At 47.7% G+C, this 18,217-nt stretch carries 15 protein-coding genes; 12 read left to right on the plus strand and 3 right to left on the minus strand.

The window, feature by feature from the left end; translation table 11 throughout:
• Positions 1-37 precede the first annotated feature (37 nt).
• From QP938_12520 to QP938_12545, 6 genes are all read left to right on the plus strand, one after another.
• Positions 38-1,309 carry a thioredoxin family protein gene (locus QP938_12520; GenBank protein ID WIO74111.1) on the plus strand — a complete coding sequence of 424 codons (1,272 nt, stop codon included), beginning with the start codon at positions 38-40 and terminating at the stop codon, positions 1,307-1,309.
• A 177-nt stretch (positions 1,310-1,486) separates the two neighbouring features.
• On the plus strand, positions 1,487-3,547 hold the full coding sequence (locus QP938_12525) for a hypothetical protein (GenBank protein WIO74112.1): 2,061 nt from the start codon (positions 1,487-1,489) through the stop codon (positions 3,545-3,547).
• A 467-nt stretch (positions 3,548-4,014) separates the two neighbouring features.
• A complete protein-coding gene (locus QP938_12530) occupies positions 4,015-5,358 on the plus strand; it encodes a hypothetical protein (protein WIO74113.1) in 1,344 nt (447 codons plus the stop codon).
• 40 nt (positions 5,359-5,398) lie between these two features.
• Positions 5,399-6,580 carry a cytochrome c peroxidase gene (locus QP938_12535; protein ID WIO74114.1) on the plus strand — a complete coding sequence of 394 codons (1,182 nt, stop codon included), beginning with the start codon at positions 5,399-5,401 and terminating at the stop codon, positions 6,578-6,580.
• 4 nt (positions 6,581-6,584) lie between these two features.
• Positions 6,585-7,367 carry a hypothetical protein gene (locus QP938_12540; GenBank protein WIO74115.1) on the plus strand — a complete coding sequence of 261 codons (783 nt, stop codon included), beginning with the start codon at positions 6,585-6,587 and terminating at the stop codon, positions 7,365-7,367.
• A 98-nt stretch (positions 7,368-7,465) separates the two neighbouring features.
• Positions 7,466-8,482, plus strand: coding sequence for a zinc-binding alcohol dehydrogenase family protein (locus QP938_12545; GenBank protein WIO74116.1), 1,017 nt, complete (start codon positions 7,466-7,468; stop codon positions 8,480-8,482).
• Between the two features lie 9 nt (positions 8,483-8,491).
• Here QP938_12545 and QP938_12550 read toward each other — a convergent pair whose 3' ends face one another.
• The 3 genes from QP938_12550 to arsN2 all read right to left on the minus strand — a co-directional run bounded on the left by QP938_12550 (position 8,492) and on the right by arsN2 (position 10,066).
• On the minus strand, positions 8,492-8,923 hold the full coding sequence (locus QP938_12550; protein WIO74117.1) for an OsmC family protein: 432 nt from the start codon (positions 8,921-8,923) through the stop codon (positions 8,492-8,494).
• Between the two features lie 129 nt (positions 8,924-9,052).
• Complete coding sequence (locus QP938_12555; protein WIO74118.1) at positions 9,053-9,526, minus strand: lipocalin family protein; 474 nt, start codon at positions 9,524-9,526, stop codon at positions 9,053-9,055.
• A 99-nt stretch (positions 9,527-9,625) separates the two neighbouring features.
• Positions 9,626-10,066, minus strand: coding sequence for an arsenic resistance N-acetyltransferase ArsN2 (gene arsN2 / locus QP938_12560; protein WIO74119.1), 441 nt, complete (start codon positions 10,064-10,066; stop codon positions 9,626-9,628).
• A 224-nt stretch (positions 10,067-10,290) separates the two neighbouring features.
• On the opposite strand from arsN2, the gene QP938_12565 reads away from it, so the two are divergent.
• From QP938_12565 to QP938_12590, 6 genes are all read left to right on the plus strand, one after another.
• Positions 10,291-10,671, plus strand: a complete 381-nt coding sequence (locus tag QP938_12565) for a VOC family protein (GenBank protein WIO74120.1) — start codon at positions 10,291-10,293, stop codon at positions 10,669-10,671.
• A gap of 83 nt (positions 10,672-10,754) precedes the next feature.
• Complete coding sequence (locus QP938_12570; GenBank protein WIO74121.1) at positions 10,755-11,075, plus strand: hypothetical protein; 321 nt, start codon at positions 10,755-10,757, stop codon at positions 11,073-11,075.
• A 738-nt stretch (positions 11,076-11,813) separates the two neighbouring features.
• Positions 11,814-12,398, plus strand: a complete 585-nt coding sequence (locus QP938_12575) for an RNA polymerase sigma factor (protein ID WIO74122.1) — start codon at positions 11,814-11,816, stop codon at positions 12,396-12,398.
• Positions 12,399-12,429: 31 nt separating this feature from the next.
• The gene (locus tag QP938_12580; GenBank protein WIO74123.1) at positions 12,430-13,491 is read left to right on the plus strand and encodes a FecR domain-containing protein; all 1,062 of its coding nucleotides are present in this window, start codon (positions 12,430-12,432) and stop codon (positions 13,489-13,491) included.
• Between the two features lie 111 nt (positions 13,492-13,602).
• Positions 13,603-16,572: a TonB-dependent receptor gene (locus QP938_12585; protein ID WIO74124.1), complete on the plus strand. Its 2,970-nt coding sequence runs from the start codon at positions 13,603-13,605 to the stop codon at positions 16,570-16,572.
• A 355-nt stretch (positions 16,573-16,927) separates the two neighbouring features.
• Complete coding sequence (locus QP938_12590; protein WIO74125.1) at positions 16,928-18,058, plus strand: thioredoxin family protein; 1,131 nt, start codon at positions 16,928-16,930, stop codon at positions 18,056-18,058.
• Positions 18,059-18,217: the final 159 nt, after the last annotated feature.

Here is an 18,217-nt window from a genome sequence, read left to right on the forward strand (position 1 = left end):
TCCGGCTCGTGTTTTTTAATATTCACTGGAGGGAATAATGAAAAAATCCTTATTTTTGATAGCATCACTTTTATTCAGCAGCAGTGCATTTTCTGCTGGAATTGAATTCTTCCACGGCACCTGGGAAGAGGCTTTGGAAAAAGCAAAGTCAGAAGAAAAACTGATCTTTGTCGACGTCTACACTGACTGGTGCGGCCCCTGCAAAAAAATGGCCAAAACCATTTTCACGCAAGACCGCGTCGGAGAGTACTACAACGCAAACTTCATCAACTACAAGCTGAATGCCGAAGATGAAGAGCAAAATGGCCCGGAGCTCGCAGAACAATATGAAGTGCGCGCCTATCCGACCCTGCTCTACATTGACGGCACCGGCAACCTTGCACACAGGGCCACCGGATACAAGGATGCCTTTCCATTTATTCAGGAAGGCAAAAAGGCAACCGGTGACCTTCGCTCGTTGGCAGAACTCGAAAAAGACTATCAGGCCGGGCGCCGGGATGGCGAATTCATCAAGGCGTACCTGCTAGGCGCCAAAGCGTATGATGAATCATTCCGAATGAATGAGGAGCTGGTTCAACTGGCCAAAGAGTATTTTGACGCAGGCAACCCGACCGACTGGATCAATGAAGAGGATTACACCATCGGGGTCAAATATTTCCGCGACAGGAAAGACCGCTTTATTGCATTTCTCTTCGACCACTACAGTGACTTTGCCAAAGTAATCTCCCCTGAGCAGCTGGCGTCCAAAATATCCCAAATCAACACCTCCGCCATTCAGGCAAGCGCCTCTAATGGGGATATTGTTTACCGGGAGTACCTGGAAGATATCAAAGGCAGCCTGGCGGACGTGTATAAACTGAGTGGCATGAACTCCGACATTGCCCAGGCTATGGGGCTGGCCGGCGAATCCCTGGAAGAAGTATATGACTTGCACCGCCTGGCAGGTAACCGGAACTACGCTCTTTCCAAGTCGCAATGGAGCGATTACTTGCAATTGAGTGAAGAATACCTTGCGAAGCTGGGTAAGAATGCAAAAAGCCATCAATATATGGGCATTGTTCGAGATCTTCTGAACGCAGGCTGCAAAGACACCAAGGTGCTTGGCCAGGTAGAGCCATATGCCAAGAAGGCGATGCAGGATAAGTCCTACAAGCGTTACGCAATACCACACTATGCAATCCTTTTGGCAAGGCTCGGCCAGAAAGAAACCGCCAGGAGCATGCTGGAAGATATGATTGCGAAAGCCAAAAAGGCTGGCGATAAAAGGATGCTGACTTTTGCAGAACGCTCACTAGAAGAAGTGAACTAGTCCCCTTAGCCCTGCCGAGCCCCACCATCCTTCTCGGCAGGGACTTTTTTTCAGTACAACTGGGACGCCAGTTTTTTTCTTTCGTTTCTGCTTGTAGGTAAGCGCCAAGTTATCCAGCGCCCGAGTGCATTTACTCATTTATTGCATAACCTTCCTCAAACTCTTGAATGCAAATCCATGAAGTTTTCCAATACTTTCTTAATGCTTGGTGCTATTTCTGCACCAGTTATTGCCGATATAGCTCCTTCTGAAATTGGTACCAATGGTGATGAAATAGTGATTCACCTGCCCTCTGATTTCGATCGCTATTCCCCCCGAACTGCATTGGATATGGTCCAGCAGGTGCCGGGGTTCAGTATCAAAAACCGCAATAGCAATCAGCGCGGTCTCGGCCAGGCCAGTGGCAATGTTCTGATCAACGGGAAACGCATCACCTCCAAGGATGACAGCGTTACTGACATCCTGAAGCGGATCTCGGCCTCTGGCGTAGTGCAGCTAGAAGTATTCGATGGAGCCATCAGCTCAGTACCGGGCCTGTCTGGACAGGTAGTCAGTGTAGTTCTGGCGGAAGACGGCTTCTCTGGCACTTTCAATTGGGCTCCTCGCTTTGACCGAGGGGACGACCCCATGCTTACCGAAGGGGAGGTTTCGCTCAAAGGTAACAAAGGCCGGCTTGGCTATAACCTCGGGTTGGTGAGCACCGGCTACAAGCGCGGGCGAACCGGCGTTGAGCGTGTCTATAATGGCGCCGGCGAGCGGCTTGAACACCGCGATATCAACACCTACTACTACCATACCGATCCAACCCTGGCTGCCGGCCTGAGCTTCGAGGGCGACGCAGGATCAGTGCTGACGATAACGTCCAAATACCGGCGTCGATTTGTCGACGATGAGGAGGAGTATCAATCTTACCGCCCCACTGTGAAAGACGACCTCTTTCTGAAGCGCAGTTTTACCAGCAGCGAGCGGGAGCGCAGCGGTGAACTGGGCGTCGACTTTGAAATGGGTATTGGCTCGGGTCGTCTGAAACTTATCAGCCTGTATCGTTTCGAACACAGCCCTTATGAAAATCGCCGTGTGACCGAATACGCCGACCTCACGCCGACAGTGCAAACTCACTACCATAAAGTTCAGGACGAAGCCGAGAAAATTGTCCGCGGGGAATACTCATGGACAGCAGGCGAAATCCACAGCTGGCAGCTTTCAAGTGAAGTGGCCTTTAACTCTCTGGACGCTGCCGCAACTCTGGAGAATATCGCACCGGACGGTGATGTATCCGTTGTCGAATTGCCACACGCCAATTCCAGTGTCGAAGAACAGCGCCGCGAAGCAAATATCAGCTACGGTCGCCCCTTCACCAACACCCTTTCCATGCAACTGTCACTGGGTGTGGAATATTCGCAGATCAGCCAATCTGGCAGCGTGAGACAAACCCGTGAATTTGTCCGCCCCAAGGGTTTTGCATCGCTGGCTTGGCGACCCAATGCAAGTTGGTCCTTGAGTGCCAAAGTGGAACGCCAGGTTGGGCAGCTGGACTTCGATGATTTTGTGGCCTCGGTCAACCTGGAAGACAATACTGCCGATGCCGGTAATCCCAATCTGGTACCACCGCAAACCTGGTTGATAGAACTGGAGAGTGTCATCAATTTCGGTTCGATGGGGGTAATTAACCTGCGGGCCTACCAGAAATACATATCTGATATTGTCGATCAAATCCCGATTGGCTCGACGGGAGAGGCACCTGGCAACATCAGTCGCGCAGAGCGTTACGGACTGGCCACAACAACTACTGTTAAGTTCGACTCCCTGGGTCTGCCGGGAGTACAGACCAACCTTGATATCGACTATCAAAACAGTGAGGTGGCTGACCCCCTGACTGCCGATATGAGGCCAATCAGCGGAGATAAACTTGCCAAACTGGATATGGAGATACGCCACGACATCCAGAACAACAACATCGCCTGGGGCATTAAAGTGATTCGCGATTGGCAGGCTGACAGGGTGCGTCTCGATCAAGTTTCCTCAAAAGACCGACGACTATGGCTTGGTCTGTTTGTCGAACACAAAAATTTGTTTGGCTTGACCGCGAGAGTGGAAGCTCAGGACCTGACCTGCCGTAGTTCTACATACGCCAGAGAGGTCTTCCATCTCCGCCGCACGGATCAGTTGAGTTTTTTCGAAAAGTCGAAACTGGAAGATGGTTACGGATTGATCGTTAGCATTCGCGGGGAATTTTGATGGGTGGCGATATTTAGCCAAGTGAGGAGACTAACCTCCCTTAATGGCAAATTACGCGCCATGAAACAGTGAAGGATGAATATTATAATTAAGGCTTTTATTTGGTTTATAGCGTACGTCGTGTCTTGTTTGTGCTTTGCCCAGTTCATCCGCCATGATTCAACAACCCTTCCTTGTGTTTGATAATACGTTCATTCGTATTCAACGTGAGGGTTACCTCTTTAGGTTTTGATTTTCAGGTTTCGTCATCTTCAATCAAAGCCGGTAATCCTCCGTTTTTCAAAGGGATGTGTCAGATTTAGTCTGAACTGATGCAAGTTATACAACTTTATCTACAGTCTCGATTTTTCACACCTAACCCACACCCTTACCAACAGGCATGGAAATTGCCCTTTCCCCCTCCGGCTTCTATCCTTTTTCCAGTCATCTGTACTTTGCTGATAGTTCGACCCTTGATGGAGGCTACCATGAAACGACGGAGTGCCACTTCCCTCTTCTACATCGCACTGCTGGGCATAGGCCTACTGCTAGCAGCTTGTTCTAAAGAACCCGCAGAGACCACTAAGCCCGCTGACACTGTCCAAACTGCTGTCAATGAGAAAACCCAGGCTATGGTGCTATTGCGCGGTCTGCCGACTCTGGGCACCAGCCACAGTATCGCTATTGTCGAGCTGGACCCTGAATCGCCCCAGTTTGGCGATATCCTCAGTGAATATGAGTTCAGCGGCTTTGAACAGCCCCTGCACCACCTCTACTACAGCCCCACTGGTCGCCTGTACGCCACTGGCCTCGATCCCAAATGCAGCCTGGCCGAAATTGGCCTGAACCGTGACGCAACCGGCTCACCAGTAATCACCGGCTATACCTGCCTGGACACCCAGAATCAGCAAGTGGGTGAAGACATCATGTGGCACACAGTCAACGGACAGGAATACATGTTTGTCACCTTTATGGGCGGTACCGGTGTCGACCAGTCGGACTGTGGCTCAATTGGTGTATTTGATCCGCAGACCAACGAAGTGGTGAAAATTATCACTGCCCGTAAAAGTGAGCAGGAAGATGGCCCTTACATCATGTATCCCCACGGCCTCTCGGCCTATGGTGACCGAATGGTGGTCAGCTCCACTGTGCACCCCGACCTGCAAACCGGGGTCGGCAATGCCGTAACTGTGATCGACCTGAACACGTTCGAGCCCATTGAAAACATTACCATCGAAGACGCCAAGCCGGTTGGCTTCCCGTCATCCCCGGTGGAAGTGCTGTTCCTGCGACCCAGCATTGTGGCCGATGTGCAGCCTACCGTACTGGTGAACACCATGTTCGGGTTTGAAACCTGGAGAATCCCTTACAACGCGGACGACAAAAGCTTTGGCGCACCGGAAGTGGCGTACAGCGGTGTTGAGCAGGGCACCGGCGTACCGCTTGAGTTCTACGGCAACGAAACCGAACTGTTTATCAGCCATTCCATACCCGGCGTGGTTAAGCGCTACCATCTCGACAAACTGCCCGAGCTGGTTTCGTCCGGCCCGGACATTGTGTCCGACCTAGGCGCGCACCATATGATCTTTTATCCGTCTGGTTCGGGCCGCAAATTGATCGCTGTGCAAAACAACCTGCTGAATTTGGGCTCGGCTGAGGACAATGACCCCACCGATGTCGACTTCATCGCCAAGGTTAACGCCCACACCATTACCGTGCATGATCTTGCCAGCAGTGAAAAACTGGCTACCATCAACTTTAAGGATCGCTATCAAAAAGGGGTCGAAAACGTCGAGGCACTGTTTGGCTCCGGGTTTGTTCACCACCATTGAGCGCCTCACTGAAATGGCCACCCGGGTGTGGCCCTGAATTATGAAACGCAAGGCTCTTTATGTGCCAGCCATCGGCGTTCTGCTAGCCGGAGCACTGATGGTCTGGCGGAGTCCAACTCCACCACCGGTTACCACCCCGCTGAGTGGTTTCAGCGCCCCCTTTGTATTTGGTCATTTCACCGTCCCCGACGACAACCCCCTCACCAATGAGGGTTTTGAGCTGGGCCGGCGGTTGTTTTACGACACTAAACTTTCTGCAAACAACACGGTAGCTTGCGCCACCTGTCACCTTCAGGAGTTGGCCTTTACCGACGGCAAACGCACCGCCGTTGGTATTAGTGGCAAACCGCTCGACTTTAACAGTATGAGCCTGGTCAACCTGATGTGGGGACCGCAACACTTTTTCTGGAATGGCCGGGCGGCCTCGCTGGAAGATCAGGCGCTGACCCCAATTCAGGACCCCAATGAAATGGGCCAGAATCTCGATGAACTGGTTCGCGAACTGGAGGCTGACCCACAATACCCACAACTGTTTGCCGCCGCCTATGGCGACATCACGCCCCAGAATATCGCCAAAGCGCTGGCCACCTTTCAGCGCGCACTGGTCTCTGATAACTCTAAATACGATCAGTACCTGCGCGGTGAATTAAAACTCAGCGAACAGGAGGAGTTGGGCCGCAAACTGTTTATGGCCCACCCCGATGTCAAAGTCAGTTTGCGCGGTGGTAACTGCATCGACTGTCACAGCCAGTTTCTCACCAGCGGCTTCAATACACTTTACGACGGCTTTTCCAATAACGGCCTGGACGATGAACAGCATCTCCGTCCCGGCCTGCAAACCGTTACTAACGACCCTAATCATCGCGGCATGTTCAAGGTACCCTCGCTGCGCAACATTGCCGTCACCGCGCCCTACATGCACGACGGCCGCTTTGCCACACTGGAAGAAGTACTGGAACACTATGACAACGGCGTCATGCGCAGTAACACTCTTAGCCCACTGATTGCCGAGGCGACTAACCTCAGTAAAGGCCAGGACGCACCGATCGAATTGCACCTGTCTGATGCCGAAAAGCAGGCCATTATCGCGTTTTTACACACCCTGACCGATCAGAGCCTGCTGACCAACCCCGACTTTGCCAATCCATTCAGTCCTGCCAACCCTGCTGCTGACAGTGTGCCTGATGATCAACCAACGAATCTTCACACTTCACCCGAGTAAAGCCATGAATACCGCCACCCGAAAACACATTCCGCTGATTACTTTCCTGGTCGCTGTAGTCTTGGCTACAGCACTTTATCTGGTATTACGTCCGGCCCCCGTCATCAACCTGACCTTGCGGCTTGATGCCATCATCGACAGCGAGCCACTGGTTCTCAACCAACTCAAATATCCCAACCCCGGCGGAGAGGGAAATTTCAAGATTCGGGATTTTCAGTTTTACCTGACCAATATTGTTTTGACCGCAGACGGTGAAAGCTATGTCGAGCCCGACAGCTATCACCTGGCACGTTTTGATGGCGCCAGCCCAAGCTACGCAATTACTCTGGAGGGAATTCCCAACAACAAATACCACACCCTGAGCTTCGCCATTGGTGTGGATCCCAACGCCAATAAATCAATCGCCAGTCGCGGAGACCTGAACCCCAATAGCCGCATGGCCTGGAGCTGGGACGTGGGATACAAATTTGTACTACTGGAAGGGCAGCTGGATACGGGAGGAGAGTTAATACCTCTGGTTTACCACATTGGTTTTGACGAGAACTATAAACCCCTGGAGTTTAATCTGGCACCATCGCTGTTTACTGCAAGTCTGTTTGGCAACTCCCTGCTTGCAGAAAACCTGTTTGGTGGATCCAACACAACGGTAGCGCTCAACGTTGACCCCACCAGGCTTTTCAAAGGGCAGCAGGTGGTTGATCTTACTGCCCTTCCCAGTGTGAAATTCGATCACGACGATGCCAGGCTCATTGCCGACAACTATCAGGACATGATCACTTTACAGTGAAGGGAACTGCTTTTTAGTTGCTATTACCCCACCACAGTAATCGCTATACTGAACTCCTTAAAAATTCACCAAAAATTCGATAATCCAGGTGGGCAAACATGAAAGTCATTGGCTACAGCGGCAAGCTGCAACTGCAACATCCCAATGCATTTGTCACCTTTGAGATGGAATATCCCGAACCAGCAAATCACGACCTGTTGGTTGAAGTCAGTGCGGTGTCCGTTAACCCCATCGACACCAAAATACGCGCTCGAACAGATACACCTCAACATCCGCCCAAAATTCTCGGCTGGGATGCAGTGGGTACCGTGATTGCAACAGGTCCTAAAGTAACCCGATTCAAACCCGGTGACAGAGTCTATTATGCCGGGGACATAACTCGCCCCGGGTGCAATGCCAGCCATCAACTGGTGGATGAGCGGATCACCGGCCATTGCCCCACATCGCTCAGCAATAGCGAAGCCGCTGCATTGCCACTGACCACCATCACAGCCTGGGAAGCGCTGTTTGACCGCCTGAAAATAAACCGTGACAACGACCGAAATAAAACACTGCTGATAATTGGTGCAGCCGGAGGTGTAGGCTCTATGGCCATACAGCTGGCAAGGGAGATTGGTGGCCTGAACGTTATTGCTACGGCGTCACGTCCGCAAAGCCGTCAATGGTGTTTTAACATGGGAGCCAACTCTGTGGTGGACCACCGCAGCGACCTGGTTTCTGAGTTTCGCCAAAAGCGACTACCTGCGCCTGACTATATCCTGTGTTGCAACAGCCCCGACCAGCATTTTTCCGCTATGGCGGAATTAATCGCTCCACAGGGAATGATCTGCAGTATCGTTGATTTTAACCAGACACCGGATATGAACGTTCTCAAGCCGAAAAGCGTCGGTTTTGTCTGGGAATTTATGTTCACTCGTCCAATGCAGCAGACTAAAGACATCAGCGCCCAAGGTGAGCTACTGGATCGTGTGGCTGCACTGGTGGATCGCGGCACCCTCAAAACGACACTACGCCAAAATCTGGGTGCAATGTCACCCGCCAGTCTGTGCGAAGCGCACAGACTGATTGAGCAGGGATCTACGATCGGGAAGATTGTACTGGAAGGTATCCAGTAAACCGGAAACTCAGTTCCTTACCGTTACCTCAAGGGAAACCGGACATTTCATAGAGTTGGTCACAAGGCAGTTTTCCTCGGCCTTGTGTAACACGCGTTCTGCCTTGGCAGCATCTACATCCGCAGAAACGGTCAAAGCAGCTTTGATCGTTAACCCGGTAAACTGCAATTTTCCGTCTGCCTTGTCCAATACGCCATCAGCAGAGCACTCCAGCGCCTGCCACTCCAGCTTGGAAGCACGGGCAATGGCCCGGAAGGTGAGAATAAAGCAGTCCGCAACCGCACCAACAAACAAGTCCTCTGGCGACCAGTACCCTTCCGGGCCACCAAATCCGGGAGGCGCATTGCTGATAAGCCGCGTGGCACTGCCTTGATCAAGAACTATATCGCCCTCTTGCTGGGAGCGGGCGGTAACAACATAATTGTGTGGTAACGGTTGCATAGCAATCACTCTCGTAAGACCTGAGTCATTCACAATTTAGACTCAACTGTTAGGCAGTATGACCTACAGTTTTACTCAAGTATTTGATCGGTGTCAGTCAAAACGCAACTCGCCCATGCGGTTACTTGATCACTCAACCTGGTTTGAGTGCTCAACGATGATCAGCTTATCAACATCAAAACCACGCGCCTTGGACATCGCCTTGAACTTCTCCATCACTGCCGGATCCACCGAAGGCGTTCGCGATAACAACCATAGATAATCTGTGTTCGGGCCGGAGATAAACGCGTACTGATAGCCCTTTTTATCCAGTTCAAAAATCACATATGAGCCATAAAACGGCCCAAAGAAAGATACCTTCAGATAACCTTCGGTTTCTTCATTGACAAAATACGCCTTGCCTTCGGCTTCTTGCCATTCTTTATTAGCTGTCGAAAAACCCCGATTCAGCACCCGAACACCGCCATCCTCTTTCAAGCTGTATTCTGCCGTGATATCGCTCAGGCCACGCTCAAAAGAGTGATCCAAGCGGGCAACTTCGTACCACTTACCCAAATACCGATCCAGCTCAAAGCCAGTCACTGGCTTGACCGGTTCGGGCATGCCTAGGCAGCCATTCAAAACAAAGAGGGAAAGTAGTATTAGAGATTTTCTTAAGATCAGATGCATACCTATCAACCAAAATTTTATCTTTAAAACAACTCAACTATAGAATGGATCCAATTTTTTGAACATGATTTTTGCCGAGCCCGGACATACTGACGAATATTGTGTGGTGCTTTTAACTGACTCCAGCACACTCTCTCTGGGTGCAGAAGCGTAGCCAAACATAGAAAAATAAGAAGTGGCTGTTGTAGTTAATAGATAAATCGCCTTTACACCTTTTGACGCACAAAATATTTCAACATGCCTAACCAAGGCCGCCCCATCACCTTTCCTTTGCCTTGATGGCAAAACAGCAAGCGAACGCAGTAGGGCTATCTCACCAAGCACCTCAACGCCTACACATGATGTCAAAACATCGCCATCATATATGCCAAAGAAAAAATTATTATTATCCACCTTTAAATCAGATGTTGGCAGAGAACTATCCTGAAGCAGTTCAGCTACATCTTCAACAGCCTTAATTTGCTCGATATTCATATTGATTTGATTAGTTCCCAAAAACGTGTAATTTCAATCTCCTTACAAAGATAGCAAGTTATCTATGCTTTTTAACAAACCTGCTAACCCTTTGTTTTCAAAGTCAATTATTCAGCCCTGAAAGGAGAGCCTCATATTCTTTATATGGAAAATCGACAAATTCGTCTTTAGCGCCTCAATTTGATACTAAAATCCATAGAACATTCCTATCAAGGTATGTTCATATGGTGAAATCAATCTGCGGCGTTATTCTATCCTCGGCAGATCCTGCGGCATTAGCCAAATTTTATTCTGCAATAATGGACATTAGTTTTGAGCCAGAAAAACATGGCAACCTGCATGTTCACTTTGGCGCAGATATTGGCGAGGTTCACTTTGGCATTCACCCACCAGAAAACCTGGCCAAATCTGCCACAGGATACTCCACCACTACTATCGCATTTAATGTGGCATCTCTTGATATGGTTATTGAGAAACTGAAAGCTTTGGGCGCCAAGGAAGTGATTGCTCCGCACAATGAGGGATTTGGCCTGACAACCACTTACATGGACCCTGAAGGCAACCATTTAGAGTTGGTTGAGCTGGATTACAATTTTGACAGATGACTACTAATCAATTCCGTAATTACTTCACTGGCCCACTCTCTCACCCTGCCCTACTATCTGTCTACGATTAATGGAGAAGAATCATGGCTCAATATCTATTTATTTATCACGGAGGTGGAGCACCGGAACCTGAGGAGATGAATCAGGTAATGGAAGCCTGGGGAGACTGGTTTGCCAATTTGGGCTCATCCGTTGTGGATGGTGGCAACCCGGTAGGTATTTCTACCACAGTGACCAGTGATGGTACGGTGCTTAATCACGGCGGCAGTAATCCAGCCACTGGCTACAGTATGATTGAAGCCCAATCCCTGACTGATGCCATTACAAAGGCGCAAAAGTGTCCGATACTTGCAGCAGGCGGCAGTGTCGAGTTAGCTGAAATTATTGATACGCCGCTGGAGTAATTTCTCTTTACTAAGATAGCGACTGAGAAAATTTATGAATAACTTATTACTAATTATTCTTGCCATTATCGTTCCGCCAGTAGCTGCCTATGTAAAATCGAGGGCGAACAAATATCTGGTTCTTAATATTATTTTATGGATTCTCGGAGTAATACCTGGAGTTATTCATGCTCTTTGGGTGGTCACCAAGTAGCCACCCTAAATGAAAGTTCATAGCCACTGATACAGATTTTTAGTTTGTTAATCGTTAAAATTGAATAACTTTTATTGGCAGCTTGTTACTTTAACCAAATCCTGTAAATAACCAATCAGCCTTAATCAGCCCTCCATTAATCAACTAGTTAAAGAGGGGGCTCTGGAAATAAGCTAATCACATTGTCGAGTAACCCGCAGGGCAGCAATAAAAGCACCTCACATTGAGGGTTTTGATTTCCACTCAAATCGCAATGCAACCTTTGTAAGAGCGCCTTAGGCACTTCATTCGCTAACCAGCCTTCGCTTTGGAACTTTCACCCCAAGCCCATAGAAACGCTATATCTATGATTCACAAGGATAAATTGTGAATTCATAGTGAGATTTTAGTTTGAGTCTCTCCAATACAGTCACAATCAGTCAATTTTCTATCAATTCATATCCAACCTTCCTTAGTGCTTGGTACGTAAAAAAACTGAGAGAGATATAGGGTTTTGGTGCGCCAGATACGTGTGCTAATTAGTGAGGTACTTTTTTAGAGCTGACATGTATAGAACAAGAGGAAATGTTGTCGTTTTCAAGCGTCTTGATGGCGGGGGGCGCCAATGGCTTGAACAATTGTTCAGGCTGCACCACAGCGCAGTTGAAGCTTTTCTTCGTGCTCGTATTGGACTTGATGAAAGTGTTGAAGACCTGGTGCAAGAGGTATTCAGTAAAGTGGCGGGAGTTCCAGATGCCGAAAGCCGCCTGCCCCCGGATAAATCATCAACTCGCTCTTATCTGGTATCAGTGGCCAACAACCTTATGGTCGACAAGGAGCGTCAAAAGTCTGTCCGACGACGCCATTTAGAGAGAGAGACATTGTTGCCAGGTGAGGAAGATCATCGTGTATGTAGCTTATCGCCGGAAATTCAAGCGTTATCCGGGGAGCAACTTGACTATATCAAACAAGTAATTCTAGGGATGTCGCCCGGTACACGCGAAGTCTTTTTACTAAATCGCTTCAAGGGTTTGACACAAAAGGAAATTGCTGCCCGAAGACGAATTACCGTAAAGCAGGTTGAACAGTATATGCGCCAAGCACTTCAACAATTACAAATTGCTGCAGATGAACTGAGGCGCTGGGAGTGATCTCAATACGAGGTCATCAGGAAACCAAGAAATGATTGAGAAGAGCGTGATAGGAAAAGGTCGAACAATGGACGCCCAAAAGCGTGCAGCTAACAGAATTGTCGATATGTTGTCAGGCGATCAGGCTAAGGAGGCGCGCGCTGCAGAATCTAATTGGCGAGAGCGTCCCGCTGCCGAGCAACAGGCCCTACTAAAGGGACTGCACATGCTTTCGGACATAGAACAACTCGCCAATGATGATGACATCCAGAAATTACTGGAAAACATCGATCAACCACATTCAGACTTTCCGAATAGACAGCTTCCTTGGAGACCAATTGCGCTAGCGGCATCCGTGCTGATTGGCGTAATTATCACTCTTCTTGTCATAAAGCTGAACGAACCCCTGCAAATGCAATTTGACCGTTATATCACTCGCACAGGAGAGCAAAAAACGGTAGAGCTCGAGGATGGTTCAGTTATAACCCTAAATACAGCCACACAATTACTAGTGGCAATCAGCGACAATGAACGCCGCATCGTTCTTGATCGCGGCGAAGCTTATTTTGCAGTGGCCAAAGACGCGAATCGCCCGTTTACTGTGCAGGTGGACGGTCGATCAGTCACTGCCTTGGGGACTGCGTTCAACATTCGCAATGATCTTGATCATTTTAAGCTGGCAGTTGTTGAAGGGATCGTTGCAATTCACCAACCGAGCACCACTCCATCTCTGGCTGCACCACTGCTGGATGAGACCACACCATCTCCCCGCCTACTAACCGGCCAGTACCGCATTGAAGCAGGTATGGTGATTGATTACGACCTAAAAGAGCACGGTATTAAAGCCACAAAACCGGAAAACGTATCCTCGTTATTTCAATGGCGAACCGGAATGATTGGCTTTAATGCCGTTCCGCTTTCAGAGGTTGTAAAAGAATTGAACCGATATTCAGCAAAGAAAATCCTAATTGAGGATACATCAATAATGGACCTGAAGCTCTATGCCGGGATTCGCCTGGATCGACTGGACATTTCCCTGATGGGAATTGAAGCCTCATTACCTGTAACGGTCAAAACTTATATCGATCGAATTGTTATCGTCGGTCGACAATAAAATCTGCAACAAAATGATATAGGGTTTTGTAATTGCTTAGACGTGCACTTATAGATTCATAAATTTGGATCTTGATGGTTTTAAATCAATACAATTAATAGGTGGGTAAATATGAAAGCAACCAAGCAATTTACAAACAAACGACTTGCTTTAGCTGTTGCAGCATCACTGGTACTTGGTGCCGGAAACCTGATGGCAGCAGGCCAAAAAACTTTAGAACTGGATGTTTCCAGTCAAAAAATTGGCTCCGCACTGGTAGAGCTGTCTAAAACCTCAGGCGTGCAAATTGTTCTGTCTCAAGAGTTGGGAGACAAAGTTATTTTGGATGCGATCAAGGGTCAATTTACTCTGTCCGAGGCACTGGATCTCATGTTAAGTGGCTCTGGTCTGACTTACGAGTTTCGTTCAGACGAGCTTGTTGTTATTAATGAAGAAGAAAAATCTGACTCAGCTGAAAAAGAAAAGGAAGTTGAGGAAGTTGTTGTAACAGGAACAATGCTTCGTGGCGCAAGAAGCGCATCACCAGTAATTCAAATTGACAGAACAGAATTTCGCAGACTGGGCGCATCTACTGTTGAGGATGTAATCAGGTCTTTACCTCAAAACGTCTCTACCATGAACACTGCTTCATCGATGGAGAGCTCGAATGAAATTTATGATGGCGTCCTGACCCCTTCATCCCAGGGAACCTCAATGGCAAACTTACGAGGATTGGGAAGTGCCGCTACGCTGGTTTTGGTTAATGGCCGACGCAAAGCAGGTACAGCGACCAGCCAGGGTCGCGCAGTAAACTTATCAACTATCCCCCTTGCTTCCGTTGAAAGAATTGATGTGATGCTTGATAGCGCATCCGCGATCTATGGCTCTGATGCAGTGGGCGGTGTAATCAACATTATTACCAAGAAAGGGGAATATACCAGCGGCTCAACCAGTGTTCGATATTCTTCTATTGGAAATGGTGACAGTGAGAAAGAGATAAGCCAGACAATTACTCTGTCCGGGGAAAAGTATCGTGTAACCTTTAACGCTGGCCTACAAGAAAATGCCCCAGTTTCCGCCTCAAAAGCTGGTTATACCGGCGCTGATAAAAGCTCATTCGGGGGAACCAACTGGTATGACTACATCACGTATTACTCCACTCCAGGTCGTATCAGGAATATTGGCAATGGTTGGGCTTATCTCGGCTCCCTGCCAGATTCTTTTGATGGAACTGAAGACTGGAGTGAAGCTGACCTAACTGACTCCACGCCAAGTACCAAAGCTTCTGCCAGGGAGCATGTCAGACCTTATGCAAAAAGCTCTTCAATCTCCATGGATTTTGAATACGAACTCAATGAGGATCTTGAGATCTTTGGTGATCTCCGATTCACTGATAACAAAACCGAATCAATAAGGTCTGTTTCTGCATACTGGTATAACATTTCAGCGGACAACCCTTTCAATCAACTAGACAGAGATGTAAGAGTTTATTACAGCTTTGAAAATGAGGTTGAAAATGGCCTGATTCCGGGGGCAACAGAGGTTTTCACCAGACAACAATCCAGAAGTGGCGTAATTGGTGCAAATTACTCACTGCCTTTTAAAGATTGGCAGCTAGAGCTGACTTACTCCCACGATGAAGACAGCACCAAATTAGACCAATTCGGTTTTAACTACAGTCCCACAAACGATAGCACGGGGACCTGGGATACTCTTTTAAACTCTCTCGATCCTTCTGAGGCATTTAACCCATTTGGTAATGGCAGCGCTCAATCACCGCTGATTTCCAACCTGTGGGGCAAATTTTACGACACAGAAAACTCCAGTGAATCATCTTCCTGGAACCTGAAAGTTGACGGGGAGCTGTTAACACTGTGGGAGCGCGAAGTAAGGTTTGCTGCCGGATTGCAATCTACAGAAATAACACTGGATCTATCCAAGGGCTTTTATGATAACACTGCAGCTCACCCGTACCCAGGGCGTGATTCACTAGCCGCATTTATTGAGCTTGGTTCTCAGGTCAGTGAAAATCTTTACCTCAAAGTAGCCTCCAGGTACGACCGCCATGAAAACCACTTAGGCCAGGTCCAATATAACTTCAGAGCCGATAGAGATGACCCTGATCGTTTCGTGATACTTAATGATGATGGAGCCGTCAACTCCAAGGTTACCTCCAAGTTGGATGTAATTTGGAATCCGATGGAGTCAGTTCAGCTCACCGCCAGCTGGGGCCAGTCATTTATCATGCCACGCTTCCAGGATGTTATGGATCCACCCACCCCAGATGTTGGTGAAGCTGATGCATACTCTACCTATACCTATGACTGGGTTAATGAAGAGTACATTACTGTAGACACCCAATGGGGTGGAAACCCCAACCTGAAACCAGAGACAGCCGTTTCTAAAACATTTGGTGTGAAGCTTACTCCAGAGTTTATTGAAGGACTTGTATTTGGTGTTACCTATTCAGACATTGATTACACCAATCGAATTAAAAAATATTACCCTTGGCCGGGCTTTATCGGTGAGTCAGAAGGTAAAGCTGTTTACTCCGATCCCAATATCGCAGTGCGAGATGAAGATGGAACGCTGATTGGTTTCCGGGTTCTGCCGGTAAACATCGCCACCCGCAGAACGAAGAGTCTCGACTTTGATGCCAACTACATTTTTGACACAAAAGTTGGACAGTTTGGGGTAGAACTGGTCGCAATGCACTCACTGAAGCAATACGACGAAATAAACGCGGAATCGCCGAGAGTATCCTTGCTCGACACTCAAGGTGGTGCTCCGGAATGGGCTGGCCGAGTTGGCCTGTCATGGACTGGCAGTGGTAAAGGTTTGGATCTGATCTTTAATCACAGGGATGGATTCGCATATACCTCAAGAGGCACTCCAAAACGAGTTGATGACTGGAGGACTGTGGATCTGAGTGGATATTTTGAAATTGATCAGAGCAATATTCTTATCTCCGGTGGAATAAAAAACCTGACCAATGAAGATTTCCCATTCCTTGACACAGCTGGCGCTCCATACAGCACAGTGCAAGTAGATGTAAGAGGTCGTGTTGCTTATCTTTCATTCCAGATTGATTATGATCTTTAAGAAAGGCTTAACTCACTAACGGTAAAACCCTCCTGAAAAAGTGGCCAGTTTTATAACTTGTCACTTTTTCAGGGAGCTTTGGAAGTTTTCAGTCCAAACCTCACTAGAGCTTCGGTTGTCCTATTCGCTTAGACTTTGTTAAATCTTAGGAAACGATGGAAGAAAATAAATTAGACAGCCTCACCCAACCAACTCATTCAGACATTTATGCACCATTTCATGAGCTGAACTGAATCCTTTCAGACACTCACCATATACCTTCATGTCATTCACCATAGTGCCGCAACACCAGGAATCCCCCAGGAACCAACCATAAAGCCAATGAGCTCATTGTAATACATCCAGGAGTTAATTTATGATCAAAATTGTCGCTTTAATTTCACTTAGCCTTTTTATCAGCAGTGCATTAGGATCTGAATTTAAATATCAAGCCAATTCATTCGAAATCGTTAGAGATAAGAAGTTATATTTTCCTATTTATGGAAAACCAGAAAATCTTTATCTGCATAAAAACAATGATGAATCCAGTTACACAGGAGAATTACCAGTCGCCAACAATTTAATTTCAATTAAAGTTGGCGACTTTAGCAGCTCAACTGGCTGCCCGACATTGAGATGTGATCAGGACCGGGATGGAAAGTACGAGCTTTCAATCGAACATTTTCGGGTGAGAACAGATGAAAAGAGTGGTGTTACCAGTTGTGCATATAAGGACTATTTAAACATAAGCTATAACACTGAAGAAACCAACCTATCACCCCGAAAGATAAGAGTTCTATTTTATCTATCCATGGATAAAAACGGTTTCGTTTCAGAGGCAGCTCGCTTTAGCGTCGGCATGACATTGACATCTAAAGTTAGCATTAACAACATTGACTTTGACATTGTTCTTCAGGATATGAATAGTAATGCCCTGATTGATAAAGATACTGACTATTGGGTTCTGCGCCGCAGTGATATTAATCAGCGCATCAATCACACAGACCCTCGTGGCATGAATGATTTTATGTGGGTAGATGGTATTGCATATAAAGCTGTTCTGACAGATACGTATCCAACTTCTGTATCAATTCATACATTTAATCCTGGAATTAGCGAGAAAGAGGACCTAGCAAATCGTGACAGATATCAAGCTGACAGAGCAGCCCCTAAAGCAAAAAAACCTCTTTTTTTCTCAAACAATTTTCGCGATGCCATATCTGAGTCCAAATCAGCCGGAAAGCCTTACTTTGTTGACTTTGAAGCTTCTTGGTGCGCACCTTGCAAGGCTATGGACACTCACGTATACACAGCCAAAGCCGTTGTAATGGCCGCCGAGGGTATTACTTGTATAAAAGTAGATGGGGACGAAGAAGTAGAGCTGGTTTCTGAGATGAATGTGAAGTCTTATCCAACCGGGATTCTTTTTGATGCAAAAGGCAACGAGATTAAACGCTTCATTGGTTATCAAAGCGTTGAAAATATGATTCAATTTTTCCAGATGTAACTTGGCCCATTCAAGCCAACCCAGACAACTCCCTGCAACAACGGGAACAAACCATCAACAAAAAGCCCATAAAACCTAAAACTTACCAAAACTAACTGAAAACAATATTACATAGAGTTTGACCTGACAGATTACTACCGTAGCCTGTCAGGTCTAGGA

It is taken from the genome of Porticoccaceae bacterium LTM1, assembly GCA_030252795.1.
GTDB lineage: Bacteria > Pseudomonadota > Gammaproteobacteria > Pseudomonadales > Porticoccaceae > SCSIO-12696.

What these genes read in the sequence shown, in the direction of transcription:
- QP938_12520 (WIO74111.1), top strand. Translation starts at nt 38, where the DNA reads ATGAAAAAATCCTTATTTTTGATAGCATCACTTTTATTCAGCAGCAGT.
- QP938_12585 (WIO74124.1), top strand. Translation starts at nt 13,603, where the DNA reads ATGAAAGCAACCAAGCAATTTACAAACAAACGACTTGCTTTAGCTGTT.
- QP938_12575 (WIO74122.1), top strand. Translation starts at nt 11,814, where the DNA reads ATGTATAGAACAAGAGGAAATGTTGTCGTTTTCAAGCGTCTTGATGGC.
- QP938_12565 (WIO74120.1), top strand. Translation starts at nt 10,291, where the DNA reads ATGGTGAAATCAATCTGCGGCGTTATTCTATCCTCGGCAGATCCTGCG.
- QP938_12530 (WIO74113.1), top strand. Translation starts at nt 4,015, where the DNA reads ATGAAACGACGGAGTGCCACTTCCCTCTTCTACATCGCACTGCTGGGC.
- QP938_12590 (WIO74125.1), top strand. Translation starts at nt 16,928, where the DNA reads ATGATCAAAATTGTCGCTTTAATTTCACTTAGCCTTTTTATCAGCAGT.
- QP938_12535 (WIO74114.1), top strand. Translation starts at nt 5,399, where the DNA reads ATGAAACGCAAGGCTCTTTATGTGCCAGCCATCGGCGTTCTGCTAGCC.
- QP938_12555 (WIO74118.1), bottom strand. Translation starts at nt 9,526, where the DNA reads ATGCCCGAACCGGTCAAGCCAGTGACTGGCTTTGAGCTGGATCGGTAT.
- arsN2 (WIO74119.1), bottom strand. Translation starts at nt 10,066, where the DNA reads ATGAATATCGAGCAAATTAAGGCTGTTGAAGATGTAGCTGAACTGCTT.
- QP938_12525 (WIO74112.1), top strand. Translation starts at nt 1,487, where the DNA reads ATGAAGTTTTCCAATACTTTCTTAATGCTTGGTGCTATTTCTGCACCA.
- QP938_12540 (WIO74115.1), top strand. Translation starts at nt 6,585, where the DNA reads ATGAATACCGCCACCCGAAAACACATTCCGCTGATTACTTTCCTGGTC.
- QP938_12550 (WIO74117.1), bottom strand. Translation starts at nt 8,923, where the DNA reads ATGCAACCGTTACCACACAATTATGTTGTTACCGCCCGCTCCCAGCAA.
- QP938_12580 (WIO74123.1), top strand. Translation starts at nt 12,430, where the DNA reads ATGATTGAGAAGAGCGTGATAGGAAAAGGTCGAACAATGGACGCCCAA.
- QP938_12570 (WIO74121.1), top strand. Translation starts at nt 10,755, where the DNA reads ATGGCTCAATATCTATTTATTTATCACGGAGGTGGAGCACCGGAACCT.
- QP938_12545 (WIO74116.1), top strand. Translation starts at nt 7,466, where the DNA reads ATGAAAGTCATTGGCTACAGCGGCAAGCTGCAACTGCAACATCCCAAT.